This window comes from Imtechella halotolerans, assembly GCF_028743515.2.
Taxonomy (GTDB): domain Bacteria; phylum Bacteroidota; class Bacteroidia; order Flavobacteriales; family Flavobacteriaceae; genus Imtechella; species Imtechella halotolerans.
Map to the genome: position 1 here is coordinate 287,434 of NZ_CP117969.2, position 18,197 is coordinate 305,630.

15 protein-coding genes are annotated in these 18,197 nt (G+C 36.2%); 12 read left to right on the forward strand and 3 right to left on the reverse strand.

The window, feature by feature from the left end:
* Positions 1 to 15 precede the first annotated feature (15 nt).
* The 3 genes from PT603_RS01405 to PT603_RS01415 are packed head-to-tail and all read left to right on the forward strand — an operon-like array spanning position 16 to position 3,449.
* Positions 16 to 1,179, forward strand: a complete 1,164-nt coding sequence (locus PT603_RS01405; RefSeq protein ID WP_008238029.1) for a sigma-54-dependent transcriptional regulator — start codon at positions 16 to 18, stop codon at positions 1,177 to 1,179.
* Positions 1,180 to 1,195: 16 nt separating this feature from the next.
* Positions 1,196 to 2,080 (forward strand): PPK2 family polyphosphate kinase, encoded by an 885-nt coding sequence (locus PT603_RS01410; protein WP_008238020.1) that lies wholly within the window; start codon positions 1,196 to 1,198, stop codon positions 2,078 to 2,080.
* The gene (locus tag PT603_RS01415) at positions 2,073 to 3,449 is read left to right on the forward strand and encodes a M20/M25/M40 family metallo-hydrolase (RefSeq protein ID WP_008238019.1); all 1,377 of its coding nucleotides are present in this window, start codon (positions 2,073 to 2,075) and stop codon (positions 3,447 to 3,449) included. The genes PT603_RS01410 and PT603_RS01415 overlap by 8 nt, the downstream gene beginning before the upstream one ends.
* A 25-nt stretch (positions 3,450 to 3,474) precedes the next feature.
* On the opposite strand, the gene xerD is transcribed toward PT603_RS01415, so the two are convergent.
* Positions 3,475 to 4,371: a site-specific tyrosine recombinase XerD gene (gene xerD / locus PT603_RS01420; RefSeq protein ID WP_008238018.1), complete on the reverse strand. Its 897-nt coding sequence runs from the start codon at positions 4,369 to 4,371 to the stop codon at positions 3,475 to 3,477.
* Between the two features lie 132 nt (positions 4,372 to 4,503).
* Here xerD and PT603_RS01425 point away from each other — a divergent pair, with 132 nt between their 5' ends.
* The 7 genes from PT603_RS01425 (at position 4,504) to PT603_RS01455 (ending at position 14,202) form a co-directional block, all read left to right on the forward strand.
* Positions 4,504 to 5,016 (forward strand): porin family protein, encoded by a 513-nt coding sequence (locus PT603_RS01425; RefSeq protein ID WP_008238017.1) that lies wholly within the window; start codon positions 4,504 to 4,506, stop codon positions 5,014 to 5,016.
* A 351-nt stretch (positions 5,017 to 5,367) separates the two neighbouring features.
* On the forward strand, positions 5,368 to 9,834 hold the full coding sequence (locus PT603_RS01430) for a T9SS type A sorting domain-containing protein (protein WP_008238016.1): 4,467 nt from the start codon (positions 5,368 to 5,370) through the stop codon (positions 9,832 to 9,834).
* Positions 9,835 to 9,845: 11 nt separating this feature from the next.
* Positions 9,846 to 11,786, forward strand: a complete 1,941-nt coding sequence (locus PT603_RS01435; RefSeq protein WP_008238015.1) for an adenylate/guanylate cyclase domain-containing protein — start codon at positions 9,846 to 9,848, stop codon at positions 11,784 to 11,786.
* 114 nt (positions 11,787 to 11,900) lie between these two features.
* Entirely contained in the window at positions 11,901 to 12,410 is a 510-nt protein-coding gene (locus PT603_RS01440) for a Pycsar system effector family protein (RefSeq protein ID WP_008238014.1), read from the forward strand.
* 30 nt (positions 12,411 to 12,440) lie between these two features.
* Entirely contained in the window at positions 12,441 to 13,022 is a 582-nt protein-coding gene (locus PT603_RS01445) for an HD domain-containing protein (protein WP_008238013.1), read from the forward strand.
* 58 nt (positions 13,023 to 13,080) lie between these two features.
* Positions 13,081 to 13,497 carry a type II 3-dehydroquinate dehydratase gene (aroQ, locus tag PT603_RS01450; RefSeq protein ID WP_008238012.1) on the forward strand — a complete coding sequence of 139 codons (417 nt, stop codon included), beginning with the start codon at positions 13,081 to 13,083 and terminating at the stop codon, positions 13,495 to 13,497.
* Positions 13,498 to 13,506: 9 nt separating this feature from the next.
* The gene (locus tag PT603_RS01455; RefSeq protein ID WP_008238011.1) at positions 13,507 to 14,202 is read left to right on the forward strand and encodes a Dph6-related ATP pyrophosphatase; all 696 of its coding nucleotides are present in this window, start codon (positions 13,507 to 13,509) and stop codon (positions 14,200 to 14,202) included.
* Positions 14,203 to 14,256: 54 nt separating this feature from the next.
* On the opposite strand, the gene lpdA is transcribed toward PT603_RS01455, so the two are convergent.
* Both lpdA and PT603_RS01465 read right to left on the reverse strand, forming a co-directional pair.
* Positions 14,257 to 15,648 (reverse strand): dihydrolipoyl dehydrogenase, encoded by a 1,392-nt coding sequence (lpdA, locus tag PT603_RS01460; protein ID WP_008238009.1) that lies wholly within the window; start codon positions 15,646 to 15,648, stop codon positions 14,257 to 14,259.
* A 69-nt stretch (positions 15,649 to 15,717) separates the two neighbouring features.
* Positions 15,718 to 16,413 (reverse strand): lysoplasmalogenase, encoded by a 696-nt coding sequence (locus tag PT603_RS01465; RefSeq protein ID WP_008238007.1) that lies wholly within the window; start codon positions 16,411 to 16,413, stop codon positions 15,718 to 15,720.
* Positions 16,414 to 16,574: 161 nt separating this feature from the next.
* Here PT603_RS01465 and PT603_RS01470 point away from each other — a divergent pair, with 161 nt between their 5' ends.
* Both PT603_RS01470 and PT603_RS01475 read left to right on the forward strand, forming a co-directional pair.
* Complete coding sequence (locus PT603_RS01470) at positions 16,575 to 16,760, forward strand: hypothetical protein (RefSeq protein WP_008237996.1); 186 nt, start codon at positions 16,575 to 16,577, stop codon at positions 16,758 to 16,760.
* An 87-nt stretch (positions 16,761 to 16,847) separates the two neighbouring features.
* Entirely contained in the window at positions 16,848 to 18,194 is a 1,347-nt protein-coding gene (locus PT603_RS01475) for a 2TM domain-containing protein (protein ID WP_008237994.1), read from the forward strand.
* Positions 18,195 to 18,197 lie beyond the last annotated feature (3 nt).

Consider the following 18,197-nt stretch of genomic DNA (forward strand, 5'->3'; position numbering starts at 1 on the left):
TTAAACGTTTGATATATGCCTAAAATATTAATTATTGAAGATGAAGCGGCTATCCGTCGTGTATTGACAAAAATCCTTACGGAGGAAAACGATGCCTATGAGGTTGATGAGGCTGAAGATGGAGCATTAGGATTGGAAAAAGTGAAAAAAGAAGATTATGATTTAGTGCTTTGCGATATTAAAATTCCGAAGATGGACGGAGTTGAAGTTCTTGAAGCAGCTAAACAACTTAAACCAGAAGTTCCTTTTGTTATGATATCTGGTCACGGTGATTTAGAAACTGCCGTAAATACTATGCGTTTGGGAGCCTATGATTATATATCCAAACCACCCGATTTGAATAGATTACTTAATACGGTTCGCAATGCACTAGATAGAAAGGAGCTGGTAGTTGAAAATACAATCTTAAAAAAGAAGGTTAGTAAAAACTATGAGATGGTTGGAGATAGTGAAGCAATAATGCAAATAAAAGATATTATAGAGAAGGTGGCTCCTACCGATGCACGAGTACTGGTTACTGGACCTAATGGTACAGGAAAAGAACTAGTCGCACATTGGTTACATCAAAAGAGTGAACGAGCCTCGGGCCCGATGATTGAGGTGAACTGTGCAGCAATACCCTCTGAATTGATAGAAAGTGAATTGTTCGGACATGTAAAGGGAGCTTTTACTTCCGCTGTAAAAGACCGTGCTGGTAAATTTGAAGCGGCAAATGGAGGAACCATTTTTTTAGATGAAATTGGTGATATGAGTTTGTCTGCACAAGCAAAGGTATTACGAGCCTTGCAAGAAAATAAAATTTCTCGAGTAGGAAGTGATAAGGATATTAAAGTAAATGTTAGAGTAGTGGCTGCTACTAATAAAAATTTACAGAAAGAAATTGAAGAAGGCCGTTTTAGGGAAGACTTATATCATCGATTAGCTGTTATTCTTATCAAGGTTCCTGCCTTAAATGATCGAAGGGAAGATATCCCCGTATTGGTAAGACATTTTTCTGAAAAAATAGCAGGAGAACAAGGGAACACCCCTAAGCAGTTTTCAGATAAAGCCATTAAACTTTTACAAGAATATGATTGGACAGGGAACATACGAGAGCTACGTAATGTAGTTGAGCGTTTAATCATATTGGGAGGAAAAGAGGTCAGTGAAAGTGATGTAAGACTTTTTGCAAGTAAGTAAAATTGATATTCACACTATGAAAACTATTTCAGTCGAAAAATATAAGGTTACAGGCCCTGTGAAACTTGCCTCAATTCCTACATTAGAAGATTTTAATTCGGATGAAAAGGAATTAAAAGAAGCTCTTAAAAAGGTCCGTAAAAAGTTAGCAAAATTTCAAGATACAATGTATGCTCATGCACGGTATGGGGTATTAGTGTGTTTTCAAGGAATGGATACAGCAGGAAAAGATAGTCTTATACGAGAACTGTTTAAGGATTTTAATAGTCGTGGAGTTGTCGTACATAGTTTTAAAACACCCACCGATAAGGAGTTAAGACATGATTATTTATGGAGACACTATATAGCCTTACCAGAACGAGGTAAATTCAGTGTTTTTAATCGTACACACTACGAAAATGTGCTGGTAACTAGAGTACATCCCCAGTATATACTGAATGAAAATATACCTGGAGTGACAAGTGTTGATGATATTGATGATGTTTTTTGGCAAAATCGATTTGATCAAATCAATAATTTTGAAAAACACATTTCGGAAAACGGAGTATTGGTCTTCAAATTTTATTTACATCTATCTAAAGAGGAGCAACGCAAGCGTTTACTTCGAAGATTGGAAGAGGAAGAGCATAATTGGAAATTTTCTCCTGGAGATTTAAAAGAACGCAACCTTTGGGATACTTACCAATCATGTTATGAAGAAGCCATTTCCCAAACATCAAAGGAAAAGGCCCCTTGGTTTGTCGTACCCGCTGATAATAAAGAAGCAGCACGTTATATTATTGCATCTGTATTATGGTCCCACTTAAGTGCTTATACTGATGTAAGGGAACCAGAATTAGACTCTGAAACCTTGAAAAATTTACATATTTATAAAGAACAACTTGAAGCTGAACATGAATAGAATTGCCCTACTACTTATTTTGTGTATTTCTTTTACGCAAGCCCAGACAAAAGACGAGCAGATGCTTAGAAAGATTTATAATGAGGCCTTGTCTAATGGTAAAAGTTATGAATGGCTTCAACATCTTTCTCTCACTATAGGACATCGCCTATCTGGTTCTGTGAATGCTGAATTAGCAGTGAATTACACAAAAAATGAATTAAAATCTATAAAAGGGGTAAATAGTTGGTTACAACCAGTAATGGTACCCAAATGGGTACGTGGTTTACCTGAATTTGCCTATATAGAAACTAAAAACGGAATGACAACCACGGTGCCAATTTTAGCGTTGGGTGGTTCAGTGGCTACTCCGGCTAGTGGTATTAAAGCGGAGCTTATCGAAGTAAAGAGTATTGAGGACTTACAGAAACTTGATCCTTCCCAGGTCTCGGGAAAAATTGTTTTTTATAACAGACCTATGCAAGATGAACTTATCAATACATTTGAATCATATGGTGGCTGCGTGGATCAGCGTTATGCCGGGGCATTGGAAGCTGGAAAATTAGGTGCCATAGGTGTGATTGTGCGTTCGGTTACATTGGCTAATGATGATTATCCACATACCGGTTCCATGTCCTATGGTGATTTACCAGTTTCTAAACGTATACCTGCGGCTGCAATTAGTACTAATGGAGCTAATTTATTAAGTAGTATTCTTTCTCTCAATCCAAAAACAAAGTTTTATTTTAAGCAAAATAGTCAAGTGTTAGAAGATGTAGAGTCACATAACGTGATCGCAGAAATAAAGGGAAGTCAATACCCTGATGAGATTATTTTGGTTGGAGGACACCTTGATTCTTGGGACGTAGGAGATGGTTCGCATGACGATGGAGCTGGCGTAGTTCAGAGCATGGAAGTAATAAGATTGTTTACTGAGTTGGGATATACACCTAAGCGTACCATTAGAGTGGTATTGTTTATGAATGAAGAAAATGGGCTAAGAGGAGCTACAAAATATGCAGAGGAAGCCAAACGCAAAAATGAAAAGCATATTCTAGCTTTGGAAAGTGATGCCGGAGGATTTACACCCCGAGGATTTAGCTTTGATACAAATCAAGCAAATTATGATCACATTACTCAGTGGAAATCACTTTTCGAACCTTATTATATCCATTTGTTTGATCGTAAAGGGAGTGGAGCTGATGTAGGGCCATTGAAGGATGGAAAGGTTGTTTTGGCCGGTTTGCGCCCTGATTCTCAACGTTATTTTGATCATCATCATTCTGAACGTGATACTTTTGATGCTGTTAATAAGAGAGAATTGGAATTAGGAGCCGCTACTATGGCCGCCCTGGTATATCTGATTGACACCTATGGTATACAAGAGTAGGTGATTGCTATTTAGTGAATGATTCCTATTTTCGAGGATGGTGCATAGTAACAATTTCTTGAAGATGAGTTCTGTCTAAATGCATATATACTTCAGTAGTGGTAATACTTTCATGTCCCAACATTTGTTGAATAGCGCGGAGATTAGCTCCATTTTGCAATAAATGTGTGGCAAAAGAATGTCTGAACGTATGTGGACTAATGGTTTTTTTCAATCCAATAGATGTTGCTAGGTTACGGATAATGGTAAAAATCATAGCTCTGGTTAATTGCTTTCCATGTCGATTTAAAAAGACATAATCTTCATGCCCTTTTTTGGGAGTTAAATGATTTCTAATTTCATTGATATACAAGCTAATATAGCGTTGTGTGTGTGCACCAATAGGAACTAAGCGTTGCTTATTACCTTTACCAGTTATTTTAATAAAACCTTCATCGAAAAAAAGGTCTGAACATTTCAGGTTTGTAAGTTCAGAAACCCGAAGTCCGCATCCGTATAGAGTTTCTAGTATTGCACGATTTCGTTCCCCCTCAGGGGATGTCAATTCAATAGCTCCTATAAGTTTGTCAATTTCTTCTTCAGATAACGTATCTGGTAGTTTTCGACCTGTTTTAGGTGTCTCAATGAGTTCCATAGGGCTTTCTTTACGATAGCCTTCAAAGATGAGGTATTTAAAAAAACTCTTTAGGCCAGAAATAAGCCTTGCCTGACTCCGAGGATTTATCTTTTGCGCTACCGAATACACGAATTGTTGAATTTCTTCATCGGTGATGGTAAGTGGTGTAACTAGTATTTTGTTTTCATCTAGAAAACTGATGAGTTTCTCAATATCCATCACATAGCTGTTAATGGAATTTTGAGATAGTCCACGTTCAATTTTAAGGTAATTACGATAAGAGGATAGAGTTGTTTGCCACTTCATAATGGTAAAGGTAACTCAAATTTGAAATAATCTATGAAGGAAATTAGCCTTGCTGATGTTAAAAAAAACCTACTAACTGTTATTGATTTTTGATAATTGATGTATCTTTGGACTATTCAAAACTAAAAAATTATGAAAAAACTATTGTTAACAGCTTTAGCTGTTGTTGGTTTTGTTGTGTCTTCAAATGCACAAGAAAAACCTAGATTTGGTGTAACTGCGGGTTATATTAATACGACCATCAAGGTTTCTGGTGATGGAATGTCTGCATCTGTTGATGAAAGTGGTTTCTTTGTTGGCGCTAATGCTGATTTTAAACTTTCGGATGTATTACATGTTCAACCAGCTGTGCTTTATGCAAGTGTAGATGAGGCTGACTTTCTACACATTCCAATAATGTTCAAGTACTATGTAGCTGAACAATTTAACATTCAAGCTGGACCTCAAGGTTCATTGTTTTTGGAAGATACTGAAGACACAATTAACTCTTTTGGATTGGACTTAGGTGCAGGATTAGGGTATGATATTAATGAGAATTTCTTTGTTGAAGCTCGTTATGCTTTTGAACTTACCAATCGTACACCTGATTTTGATGCTAAAACACGTATCAATACCTTACAAATTGGTGTAGGATATAGATTCTAATTTAATTTTATATATGACGATAAGGGACACCAATTGGTGTCCTTTTTTGTTTGTTTATTCTTTAATTGATTGGTTTACAGTGTTTAAAAAGAATGATATTTCAATTTTGTAATGTTTTTTTTTATACATTTGACTTGCCGACAATTCTTATAGTGACTTACTTAGTGCTTTTTGATCTTCTCGCTTAAATGCGTTCTTCAATTAAAATCCCCATTATTACCTCCCCATTCCTTTTTGGCAATATTAGTTAGTAGGCTTTTGTGGCATACATTTTTTGTTATACAAAAACCTTTTGGAAGGAAATAGTCTTTAGACTAAGGAAGAATATATTTTAACCAACAAAGAACCACTATGAAAACTCACTACTATCCGCCTTCCATTAAGGCATGGAAGGTTATTCCTGTCCCCAAGATTTTAAGTATTTGTATTACTTTGTTCCTTTTTTTCTTTTCCCTTGTAGCCAGTGCCCAAAAAGGGGGTTCTAAAGATAAGGAAGTTATTATCCGGGCCTGTACGCAGTATATTGGATACAGCACCTATAGGGCTTACTTTGGTTATGATAATCCCAATCGTCGAGAGATTACGGTGGATGAAAACAACAGTTACATTATCATTGAATCAACCCATCAAAAGAAAAAGGGTGTTAATGTATTTAAGGCAGGAAGTGTGGACAAGGCTTTCTGGTTTGATTTTAATGCTAAGGATAATGTAGAATGGACTGTAATTACCCCTAGTGGTAATGTACATAAAGTAGTGGCTAGTGCCAACTCTTCTCACTGTCCTGAAGGAGATGGTGGTGTTATTTTTCCTGTATACGGACAAGGTAGTGGGAAAAGCAATGATCTCATTGGGATGGAGCTTACCTCACTTGCAGGTCAAACGGCTGGTGATCAGCCCTCAGATGTTATTTTTCAAATACGAGGAAATTCGAAAGTACTAATTCAAATTGTGCCTCAAAGCCAAAAGATGCAAGAAGTATTAACACTACTTACTGGTACTTTTTTCCTATCCTATAATTCTAATCCATTAGAGTCAGACTTTGTTATTAATCCACAGGAAACTATTGAACATAACTTATCCTCTCTGGATGTGTATTTTCCAATTGATAAGTTATTAGAGCTTAATGCTAGAGGAGATATTATAAATTTTGTTAGAACTCTTTACCCAACTGTAACTAATATGGGGATTGTGACTTCACAAGGAGATGTAACTCAACAATCGGATATGGTTAAAGATGCTTTTAAAATTTGGCATAATGATCAGGTCTTTCCAGTTAATGGAACTGGGGTTAAAGTAGGAGTACTTTCAGATAGTTACGATAAACAACCTTATACGGGAGCAAGTAAAGCAACAGTTGATGTGCTTAATGGAGATTTACCCGGTGAAGGAAATCCAAATGGCTTTATAACCCCAGTGGAAGTATTAAAGGATTATCCCTTTGGTGTGGCTTCCGATGAAGGGCGCGCTATGTTACAAATTATTCACGATGTTGCCCCAGGGGCACAGTTAGCGTTTCACACTGGGGTGGTGTCCCCTAGAGATTTTGAGCTAGGTGTTCAAGCCTTGGCAAGCACCAATTGTGATGTTATTGTTGATGATATCACATTTATAACGGAACCTTTTTTTGGAAATGGTCGAATAGCTCAAGCCATTGAACAATTTACTCAACAAACCGGAAAAATGTATGTTACTTCTGCAGGGAATTTTTCGAATAATGGGTATCAGTCTAATTTCTCAGCTTCACTAACACAACCAACTACAAATTTTCTGGCTCCTAATAGTGGGGTAAGAGCGCATGTATTTGGAACTAACCAGGATGGTACACAAGATATTTTGCAAAAATTCAACGTAGTCCCCGGAGTTTATATGTTGGTATTACAATGGGATGAATCTATGGCTTCACAAGAAAATATGACAGGCGCCAGCACAGATTTGGATGTTTATGTGGTTACAGATAATGGAGAATTGTTGGTAGGAAATAATCGGATTAACATTGGAGGAGATCCTACCGAAATTATTGTTTTTGAGGCGACTGCAGAGGCCCAGGCAAATATTATGATAACAAGTGCTAACGGGAACCCTCCTTCAGGATTGTCATTTCGATATGTCGCATTTAGATCATCTGGATTAGACATACTTGAGTACTTTGGAGCACCAACAGTTACTGGTCACGCGATGAGTTCAGAAGTAGTTTCTGTAGCAGCAGTTGATTATAGAAATGGAGAGAACCCTACACCACAAGCCTATTCCTCGTATGGAGGAATGCTTTCAAATCAACAATTGATCCAAATAGATCTTGCCGCTCCAGATGGTGTTAACACAAATGTGGGTTCGATAGGAATAGATAATTCTGATGAAGATAGCTTCCCAAATTTTTATGGTACTTCGGCCGCTGCACCACATGCTGCTGCTGCTTTTGCATTAATGAAATCAGCCTTACCTTTTTGGTATCCTGATGGGATTAGTAATGGCTCACAAACAACTGCCAGTGAAATACTTCAATTGTTTACCTCTACAGCTAGACCTGGTGGTATGAATGAGGTTGTTGGAAGTGGATTGTTGGATGCAAACGCTGCATTTAAACAAATTGCTGCTCAGACACCTAAATTAATCACATTGATAGTGGAAGAAGGGGTTACACCAAGTGCAGAGCCATTTGAAGTAACGATCATTGGAGCCTATTTTCCAGAAAACCCTAAAGTGATTTTTAACGGAGAAGAATTGGAAATTGTTTCTGTTTCTGAAACAGAAATTGTGGCAAAAGTGGGAACTTTTTCAGGTAATCCAGCACTTACGGTAGTTACAGACTCAATGAGTCCTGGAGGAGCAGACGGCGGAAGTTCAAATCCACTCTACTTCTTTGATGGGGATAAGATTGCGATTAATATCATAGCCAATTCTTTGGAGGTTTTATTTGGACAAGATATTGTATTTGATTTTACAGTGGAAGGATTACCTGAAGGCACCACTATAGACATGGTTAATCTTCCTAATGTAGTTATTAATTCTACAGCCTCTATTTTAATGCCTTATCCTGATGTAAATAATTATGTAATTGAAGCGGATTTTGAATCTCCTTTAACTGAAGAACAGCTAGAACAATTTCAGGTTAATTTCAGTAAAGGAGTTTTGACAGTGTCTAAAAATGAGTTATTGATAACACCCCAACCAATTCATATTGGCTATGGTGATCCATTTACCGTGGCACATTCCTATACGTTTCCATTAGATGGAATAGGGGATATTGATCAGTTTAGGGAATCGATAGCCCAGTCATATGGTGCCTCTTTTTATAGCGCAAATGCCTTGGTAGTTATAAATCGTTTTGCGGCAGTAGTTAATGGCCAGGACATCATGGAAGTTCTTGAAAATAGCAGTTGGAGTGTGTCAGATAATACCATTACGAATCGATTTAATGCAGTTGTTAACGGTATGAATATAGGTGAACTAGATAATTCGCATTTTGAAGATTATTTGAATTCATTGGGTACTGTTGAAAACAATCGTTTTGCAGCTGTTGTGAATAGATTTATTGCGATAGTAAAAACAATAGATTTATTAGATGGTAATATTGATCTCTACGATGAATCTTTTGAGAATCGATTTAACGCTGTGGTTAATTCAAGTGATTTGGGAGGAGCCGACGATAAAAATGATTATTCGGAAATATTTTCGGTAATTGATGTATTAGACGGAAGTGACGACACTGGTGTGACACAGCTGTATGCAATGAATGTGGTAACAGGATTGACCGCAAATAAGCAAGGTGATACCCATAGAGTATTTCCTGGGGCATTCCTTTCCGCTATGGCATCTAATTTTTCTATTACCTATCAAATGGGGACTTTAACTGTCGATCCAGGAATATTGAATGTGTCTACCCAGGATATGGTTATTAATCAGGGAGTCGAGCCTAATACAGATTTATTAGTTACTGATATTACGGGTTTTGTCAATGATGAAAATCTAGAAACTGTATTTCCAAATGGTGTTTCATACCGGTTTATTAATGAATCGGGTAAGGAATATGAAGTAGGGGACCTTGGTGCCTTTTATATTGTCATTGAAAATCCTGAAAATTATTCCATTAATTATATCAGGCAAGGCATGTTGTATGTAAATCCTTATGGTGAGGCTTTATCTAAATTACGTACCTACCTAGACTGTGTTGGTGATAATGCTGATGATCCTGATGGATTGTATTTCGTTGCTAATTTTAGATATGAAAACCCGAACCCATATACCATTTATGTACCACATGGACCTGATAATTTTATATCAGGAGAAGCTCAGTTTTCTGGTGAGACTCCAATCGTATTTCAACCAGGGAGCGGAATTTTTGCGATACGATTTGATGGTAAAAGAATGACATGGAGCTTAACCACAATGGAAAGTACGCATAAGACATCAGTTTCTTCAGATGCTAGTGTGGATTCTAATCGATGCGGCTCTAAAGAGATCGAAGAATCTACTACCACACTTTTTTCTAGGACCTTAACCGAAGGGGTAGCCTCTGTGGATAAACAAATTCAGGGGTATGTTTCTCAAACCAATACGCTAAACGTAGGAGAAGTATCCTATCGCATTTTTCCTAACCCAGTTTCTCATCTACTGTCTGTGTATAAAAAAATGCCGGAACAAGGGGATGTAGTAGAAATATATGATATCAGTGGAAAAATGATTTATTCCAAAGAATACAAAATACAATCACAAACCCATACAGTAGATGTTGGACATTATCCTAGAGGCATTTACCTTGTGCGTATCCGAAACGCTCAAGAAACAGATGTAAAAATAATTAGGATGATAAAGCAGTAAACATGTAAACTATGATTAAAAAGAATCGAAACAGGTGTTTTTTAGCTATTCTGTTCCTAATTACAGGGGGAGCATATACTCAACAAGCACGTTTAGATAGTCTTACTAGTGCTATTAAAACCATGGAACGTGATAGCTCCATGGTTTTAGCACTTAATGATTTGAGTTCCGAATATCTACAGTCAGATAATCAGACTAAGGCTTTGCGTTATGCCAACGAAGCACTACAATTAGCAGAAAAAATTGAGTATCTAAGAGGAAAAGGTTATGCCCTAAAAAACATGGGGTTGGTGTATTACTACCAAGGAGATTACCTCAATGTGATGGAATATTGGACAAAGTCACTTGAAACTTTTGAGCGTATTTCGGATACGGTAGGTATTGCCAATATGGTTAATAATTTAGGGGCCGTATATTATACTCAAGGTGCTAATACCAAGGCTATTGAAAATTATTTGGTTTCCCTTCGTATTTCAGAGAAGAAAAGAGATACCATCCGGATGGTCACTTCTTTATTAAACATTGGGGGGGTGTATTCTGATAATCCAAATGATTATGAAAAAGCCTTAGATTATTATAATAGAGCAGAACCTTATCTCCAAAACCTTAAAGATAGCCAACTTACTTCTTCCTATTTGTTAGGAGTTGGTGAAATTTATTTAAAGCAAGGAAGGTATAAAGAAGCTCAAAATTATTTTAAAGAAGCCCTTCCCTATAATGAAAATTCCTCATTATACGCGCATAATTTGACCAAGCTTGGAGAAACTGAATATCGGATGGGTAGCTCAGAGGCTGCCATAGAACACCTTACAAAAGCATATGAACTAGCTCAAGAAAATAATCAACCATTGCCTATTACGCAGGCTTTAATGGGCCTAGCCACTATTTATCAACCTACGAATCCACGAAAGGGACTTGAGTATTATAACAAGGCTATTAGTATAGCTAAAGAGGTAGGATTACAATATGAATTGCGCGACATTTATAAAGGCATGTCTGTAGCCTATGAAGGACTAGGTCGATATGAGGACGCTTTCAAATATCAAAAGCTTTTTTTAGCCTACAAAGATTCATTGTTCAATCTGGAAACCAATGATAAAATTCGCGGATTACAATTTGATTTTGATTTGGAAAAGAAACAAGATCAGATAGAACTATTAGAAAAAGAATCAGAAATTATTCAACTTCGAGAAAAGCGACAGAAAAGTTTGGTATACGTATCAGCTATTACTTCTGTATTGGTATTTTTCTTAGCCTTAGGGATGTATAATCGCTATAAGTACGTCAAACGTACCAATCATATAATTGAAGAAGAAAAAAATCGTTCTGAAAAGCTGTTACTCAATATTTTACCCTATGAAACTGCGCTAGAATTAAAAGAGTATGGTAAGGTTAAAGCACAGCGATTTGATTCTGTAAGTGTTATGTTTACCGATTTTCAAGGATTTACAAAATATTCGGAAGGGATGGCACCAGAAGCATTGGTAGAGAGCGTCGATTACTTCTTTTCCAAATTTGATACAATCATTGAAAAATACCAGCTTGAAAAAATAAAAACCATAGGGGACTCTTATATGTGTGCTGGAGGACTGCCTTTTCCTGAAGAAAATCATCCTGTTAAAATTGTGGAAGCCGCCATTGAAATACTAGGATTTGTTGAAGAATCCAGAAAAAAGGAATCTCTGTTAGCCAATTTTAATATTAGGATAGGCATTAATACCGGGCCAGTGGTGGCTGGAGTAGTAGGGCTAAAGAAGTTTGCCTATGATATTTGGGGTGATGCGGTGAATGTGGCCTCTCGCATGGAAAATGCTTCAGACCCCGCACAGATTAATATTTCTGAAAACACCTATCTTCTAATAAAGGATATTTTTGAATGTGAGTATAGGGGAATGATAGATGTAAAAAATAAAGGAATGATGAAAATGTATTTTGTAAAAGGGAAAAAATAGTATTTGGTTAAGATGTTTATAGTGAGGTCATTATGTAGTTTTTTTGTACCTTTAATAAAATGGATTTTTTTTAACCTTATAATTCTTAAATATCTCTAATCTTATGGTCATCGCATGAAAGAAGAATCATATAATTACTGGATGCAAATTGAGCGTTTAGATAGACTTATACGAGCGTCAGAACTTAAGGCAGGACTTATAATTTCTTTTCACAGCCTACTGGTGGGAGTTTTTTTTGATAGACTAGATTCTCTACAACAAACATTTCAAGACAGCATTATGTTTATTGTTTTAGTGTGCCTATGGTTATTGTTTGTGGGCATATCAATTTATTATGCCATTAATTGTTTTATTCCTCGGATGGAGCTTAAATATGACAATAATGTGTTCTTTTTTAGTGATGCTGTCCGAAAGTATGGAGATATTCATCAGTTCAGTAAAACCTACTGTAAAATTTGTAATAACGAGAAACTCTTGTATGATCAGTTAAGTCAACAAGTGTATATTGGAAGTAAAATTATTGATCATAAATTTAAAAGCGTTCAAAAATCGGTTAAGTATTTAGCCTATAGTTTTATATACGTGGTATTGTTGTTAGTATTATGGCTTACAATGTTGTTTTAGTTCCCCAAATATTTCATAACTCTATACAGGATGAAAGGTTACAACCATCTTAGGAAAAAAGCATTGTCAATATTAAAGGATCAACTCTCTGAAAGTCTTACCTATCACGGGATACATCATACGTTAAATGTACTTAACGTATGTAACCAATATATAAGACGAAATAAAATACCCTCACATCCCGCAAAACTATTGAGGTTAGGAGCACTATTGCATGATATCGGTTTTACAGTATCGAATATTAATCATGAAGAACATAGTGTTAAAATAAGTCGTGAACTGATGAGGGAGTGTAATTTTAACTCTTTGGATACAGAAACCGTTGTCAATTTAATTTATGCTACAAGAATTCCTCAGCACCCTAAAAATGAGTTGGAAAAAATATTGTGCGATGCTGATTTGGATTACCTGGGACGGTCTGACTTTTATAGTATAAGTGACCAGCTTTTTCAAGAACTAAAATATTTTTCAGTACTAAAGGATAAGAAGGAATGGAACAAAGCGCAGATTAAATTTTTGGAATCTCATTCCTATCATACACCTTATGCTCAGAAATATAGGCAACCAGAAAAGGAAAAACGAATTAAGGAGATACGTTCAAAGTTAAATTAAACAGTAGTACTTCTTACTTTTACCCCTTATTCTTTAATTTAGCCAAAAATAATTGTTAATGAAAATACTAATTATCAACGGACCTAATTTAAACCTACTTGGAAAAAGAGAACCTGAGATTTATGGGAATAAAACCTTTGAGGATATTTTAGAAGGTCTAAAAATGCAATATCCTAATGTCACTTTAGAGTATTTCCAGTCTAATGTCGAAGGAGAGCTCATCAATAAACTACATCAGGCCGGTTTTGACCATGATGGTATTATTCTTAATGCAGGAGCTTATACTCATACTTCTGTTGCCATTGGAGATGCTGTTAAAGGAATAAAAACACCGGTTGTAGAAGTGCATATTTCGAATACATTCTCTAGAGAATCTTTCCGACACGTTTCTTACATTTCTCCGAATGCACAAGGTGTAATTTTAGGTTTTGGTATGCAAAGTTATGCACTTGCTATCCAAAGTTTTTTAATGTAAGAGGGCATTATGTATTTTTTTAATTGGAGTACGGGTAAAGATTCGGCCTTGGCTCTTTATCAGCTTCTACAACAAGGAATTCCTGTTACTAAGTTGCTAACTACACTTCATAGCTCTACTATGAGAGTGTCCATGCATGGGATTAGCTTGGAAATGGTGAAGAAACAGATTGAAGCATTGGGTTTAGATTGGATGCCCATTTACCTACCTAAGACAGACTCTATGGAACGTTATAACGAAATTATAGGAGCCGCCATAGATGAATTAAAGAAACAAGGATATACACATGCTGCTTTTGGAGATATTTTTTTGGAAGATTTACGACTATATCGTGAAAAGCAACTAGAAAAGGCGGGATTAAAGGCTGTCTTTCCTCTATGGAAGCAAGACACGTATGGGCTTGTAAACAGATTCACGGAATTAGGATTTAAAGCCGTTGTTGTCTGTGTAAATGCAAAGTATATGGATGCTTCTTTTGTAGGTTGTGAATTGGATGAAAATTTTATAAAACGACTTCCACAAGGGGTGGACCCCTGTGGGGAAAATGGGGAATTTCATACATTCGTTTATGATGGCCCTTTGTTTAAAAATAGAGTAGCGTTTACCATTGGAGAAAAAGTGCTGAAAAGTTATCCGCCAACGTACGATTCGAATGGAAATACTATAGATAATTCGTTTTGGTATTGCGATATCTTATCCCATTAGAAATGAAAAAATCCCCTGAATTTCAGGGGATTTTTATATAATAACATCGTTAAATTAAATGTGAATTACCTCTCCATAGGCTGCTGCTACAGCCTCCATCACAGCCTCACTCATGGTTGGATGTGGGTGTACAGCTTTAAGAACCTCATGTCCGGTGGTTTCAAGTTTACGCGCTACAACAGCTTCAGCTATCATATCCGTAACACCAGCACCAATCATGTGACAACCTAGCCATTCACCATATTTGGCATCAAAAATCACTTTTACAAATCCGTCAGAATTTCCACCTGCTTTGGCTTTACCACTTGCAGAGAATGGGAATTTCCCAACTTTGATATCAAGTCCTTTTTCACGGGCCTGCTTTTCTGTAAGACCCACAGAAGCAATCTCAGGGGTACAATAGGTACATCCTGGTATATTACCATAATCCAATGCTTCAACGTGCATTCCTGCGATTTTTTCTACACATAGAATACCTTCAGCAGAAGCAACGTGAGCTAAGGCCTGACCCGGAGTTACGTCACCAATAGCGTAATAGCCTGGTATGTTGGTTTGATAGTAATCATTTACCAAAATTTTATCACGATCAACAGCAATACCTACATCTTCTAACCCAATTCCTTCAATATTGGTTTTAATACCTACAGCTGAAAGCACAATATCTGCTTCTAGTATTTCCTCACCCTTAGAAGTCTTTATGGTAGCCTTTACTCCAGCACCAGAGGTGTCTACTTTGGTGACCTCAGCAGAAGTCATAATTTTAACACCTGCCTTTTTAAAGCTGCGCTCTAGTTGTTTTGAAACTTCTTCATCCTCAACCGGAACAATGTTTGGCATAAATTCTACAACGGTCACATCTGTTCCCATTGAGTTGTAGAAATGAGCAAATTCAATTCCAATAGCGCCACTTCCCACAACGATCATTTTCTTAGGCTGGGTAGGAAGCGTCATAGCCTCACGGTATCCAATGACTTTTTTACCATCTTGTGGTAAGCTAGGCAATTCTCTAGAGCGTGCTCCAGTAGCTATAATAATGTGATCAGCACTATACTCTGTTGTTTTTCCGTCTTTATCCTTAACATCAATTTTTTTTCCGGCTTTTAACTTGCCGAATCCTTCAATTACCTCAATTTTATTTTTCTTCATAAGGAATTGAACACCCTTACTCATTCCCTCAGCAACTCCGCGGCTACGTTTAATGATGGCATCAAAATCTTTGTCATATTCCTTTACGGTAAGTCCGTAATCTTCAGCATGCTTAAGGTAGTCAAATACTTGGGCGCTTTTTAATAATGCTTTGGTTGGGATACATCCCCAGTTAAGGCATACCCCACCAAGGTTTTCTTTTTCTACAACGGCAGTTTTAAATCCTAGCTGGGAGGCGCGGATAGCAGTAACATATCCTCCTGGACCACTCCCTAAAACGATAACATCGTACTTATTCATTATGTTCGGTTTTAAATGTCAAAAAATGCGGTTACGAAGTTACGGAAAACCTCTTTAACCTCTAAATATTTATCCTTTTTTAAGAGCTGCTTGTTTAACAACACCAAGCGTGATTCCCCATTGGCCTAGTCCGTAGGTAAGCATGATCAAGGTTCCTGCATAAGGTATGGTTTCATGAAATTTGTCAATGGCTAAAATAGTATCAGAAACTAAAAAAAGTATAACACCAATCAGCACGAGATAATAACTTGCAGTATTCACTTCTATACAACGCAAAAATGCCGCTTTAGCCATATTGAGCATCACTATCATGTACACTACTACTGGCAAGAAAAATGAGCCTAGGCTATCGTGAATGATAAATAGAATAGTTAAGGCGTATGTTAAAAGAAAAGCAATAAATAGCAAGAATTTTTTGAGACGGATCGTTTTTCGTTGAAAAAACAAGGCGATATAAAAACTATTTCCGATAAGAAAAGCCAATAGACCCGCAATAAAATAGTTTTCAGAATTCGGCACAAACATAAGTAAGATATCGCCCAATAGCATAAAAAAGAGTGCAGTCATTCCTAATTTACGGGATATGGATTCTAAATGTTTGCTCCTGAAATAGAAAAAAATGAGCAAGGAACTAAGTAGACTTGGTTTTGTAATGTACCTAAGATCTTGTAATTCAGGTTTGTTTAAAACAATAATGTCTAATGCTAAAAGGATTAAAAAAATGGCACTAAATCTAAGTAGTTTGTAGGTTTTAACGGTTTTCATAGATATAAGGTTGGAGCACTAAAATATTGATTTTATATCGAATTTATACAATTCATCCTATAAATTCGACAATTGGGTATGAATTGTTTTCTTCATTCTACACCGCAACCTACTTTTGACCTATCATCATCAAAGTTCATTCATCATCAAAAAACAAATTTATGGTTCGAATTATTACAACTATGGCCTTAATAATAGCTGGAAAACTAGTAGGTAATGGTAGTCAAGGAAGGATTACATTAACGATTAATGAAGATAAAATTTCTTGTAGTATTCCTTGTACACAAGCTTTTTATAAGGTGAGTCAATTAACATCTTTGGAAGAAAAAAAGTATTACCTCAAGTAGCTTTTTGGTACCTTTAAACCAGTAAGGCTAAAACAATAAAAGCAAAACCAAACATACACCAACCTATAAACAGGAATTAGACGAATCATGTTTCAATCTTTACTTAAATATCTTTTTAAATCAATTCTAGCGGGAATTGTTATAAGTGGGATTATAGCATCCTTTATCTGGCTTGTCCAGTATTTAAATGGTCGAATATTCAGTATGCAAATTTTAAGTAAAGAATTTGGATACTATCTAATTTACGGCATAGTACTCACAACGATCAATAGTACCTTTTTTGATTATTTGAATTCACGTTCTTGGCGTAAGGGTAGGAGGTTTAGATTACTTATAGGGGTTTTAGGCAGTTTTTTTCTTACAATTTTAGGTGTATTTCTTATTCGATTAGGTATTGGGGTAGTATTTGAAGGGGCCGATCTCATTGGTTTTATTAAAGGGGAACAAGCTCGGTTTTATATTGTAGCGGTAATTATTACCTTGGTATTTGTGTTGTTTTTTCATGCGCTACATTTTTATAAAGAGTTACAGCGAAATAAGTTAACACAACAAAAGATAATTGCTGGAACTGCTTCTGCGCAATTTGATGCCTTAAAGAATCAGTTAGATCCTCATTTTCTTTTTAATAGTTTAAATGTGTTGACATCGCTTATAGATGAAAACCCGACAATGGCTCAAAAGTTTACAACCTCTTTATCTAAAGTATATCGGTATGTTTTAGAACAAAAGAATAAAGAGTTGGTGAGTTTAGAGGAGGAACTTTCCTTTGCAAAAACCTATATGGATCTTTTAAAAATGCGATTTGAAAATAGTGTGTTTTTTGAACTTCCAACAAAGGTTATTAATCCAGATGCTAAGATAGTACCCCTTTCTCTTCAATTATTGCTTGAAAATGCGGTGAAACACAATGTAGTAAGTGAACAGAAACCACTACGGATTCGTATCTATGAAGAAGGGAATAATCTGCTGGTTGAAAATAATCTTCAAAAAAAACAAGTATTACAAGATCGTAAAGGAGTAGGTCTACAGAACATTATAAATCGCTATGCTATAATTACAGACCGAAGAATACATATTAACCAAAGCGATACTGTCTTTTCTGTACAGTTACCGCTATTAACTAAACAAATAAGTACTATGGATACCACACAATTTAATGAGAGCAATGCGTACATCAAAGCTCGTCAGCGCGTAAAAGAAATTAAAGACTTTTATGGTAATTTGACTTCCTATTGTCTAGTAATACCCTTCTTGATTTTTATAAACTATCAGGTTTCATGGGGATTTCAATGGTTTTGGTTTCCTTTATTGGGATGGGGTATGGGTGTAGCCATTCATGGATTTACGGTGTTTGGATATGGAAAAACATGGGAAGAAAGAAAGATCCGCGAACTTATGGAACAAGATGAAAAAACATCTAAAAACTGGAAATAGACT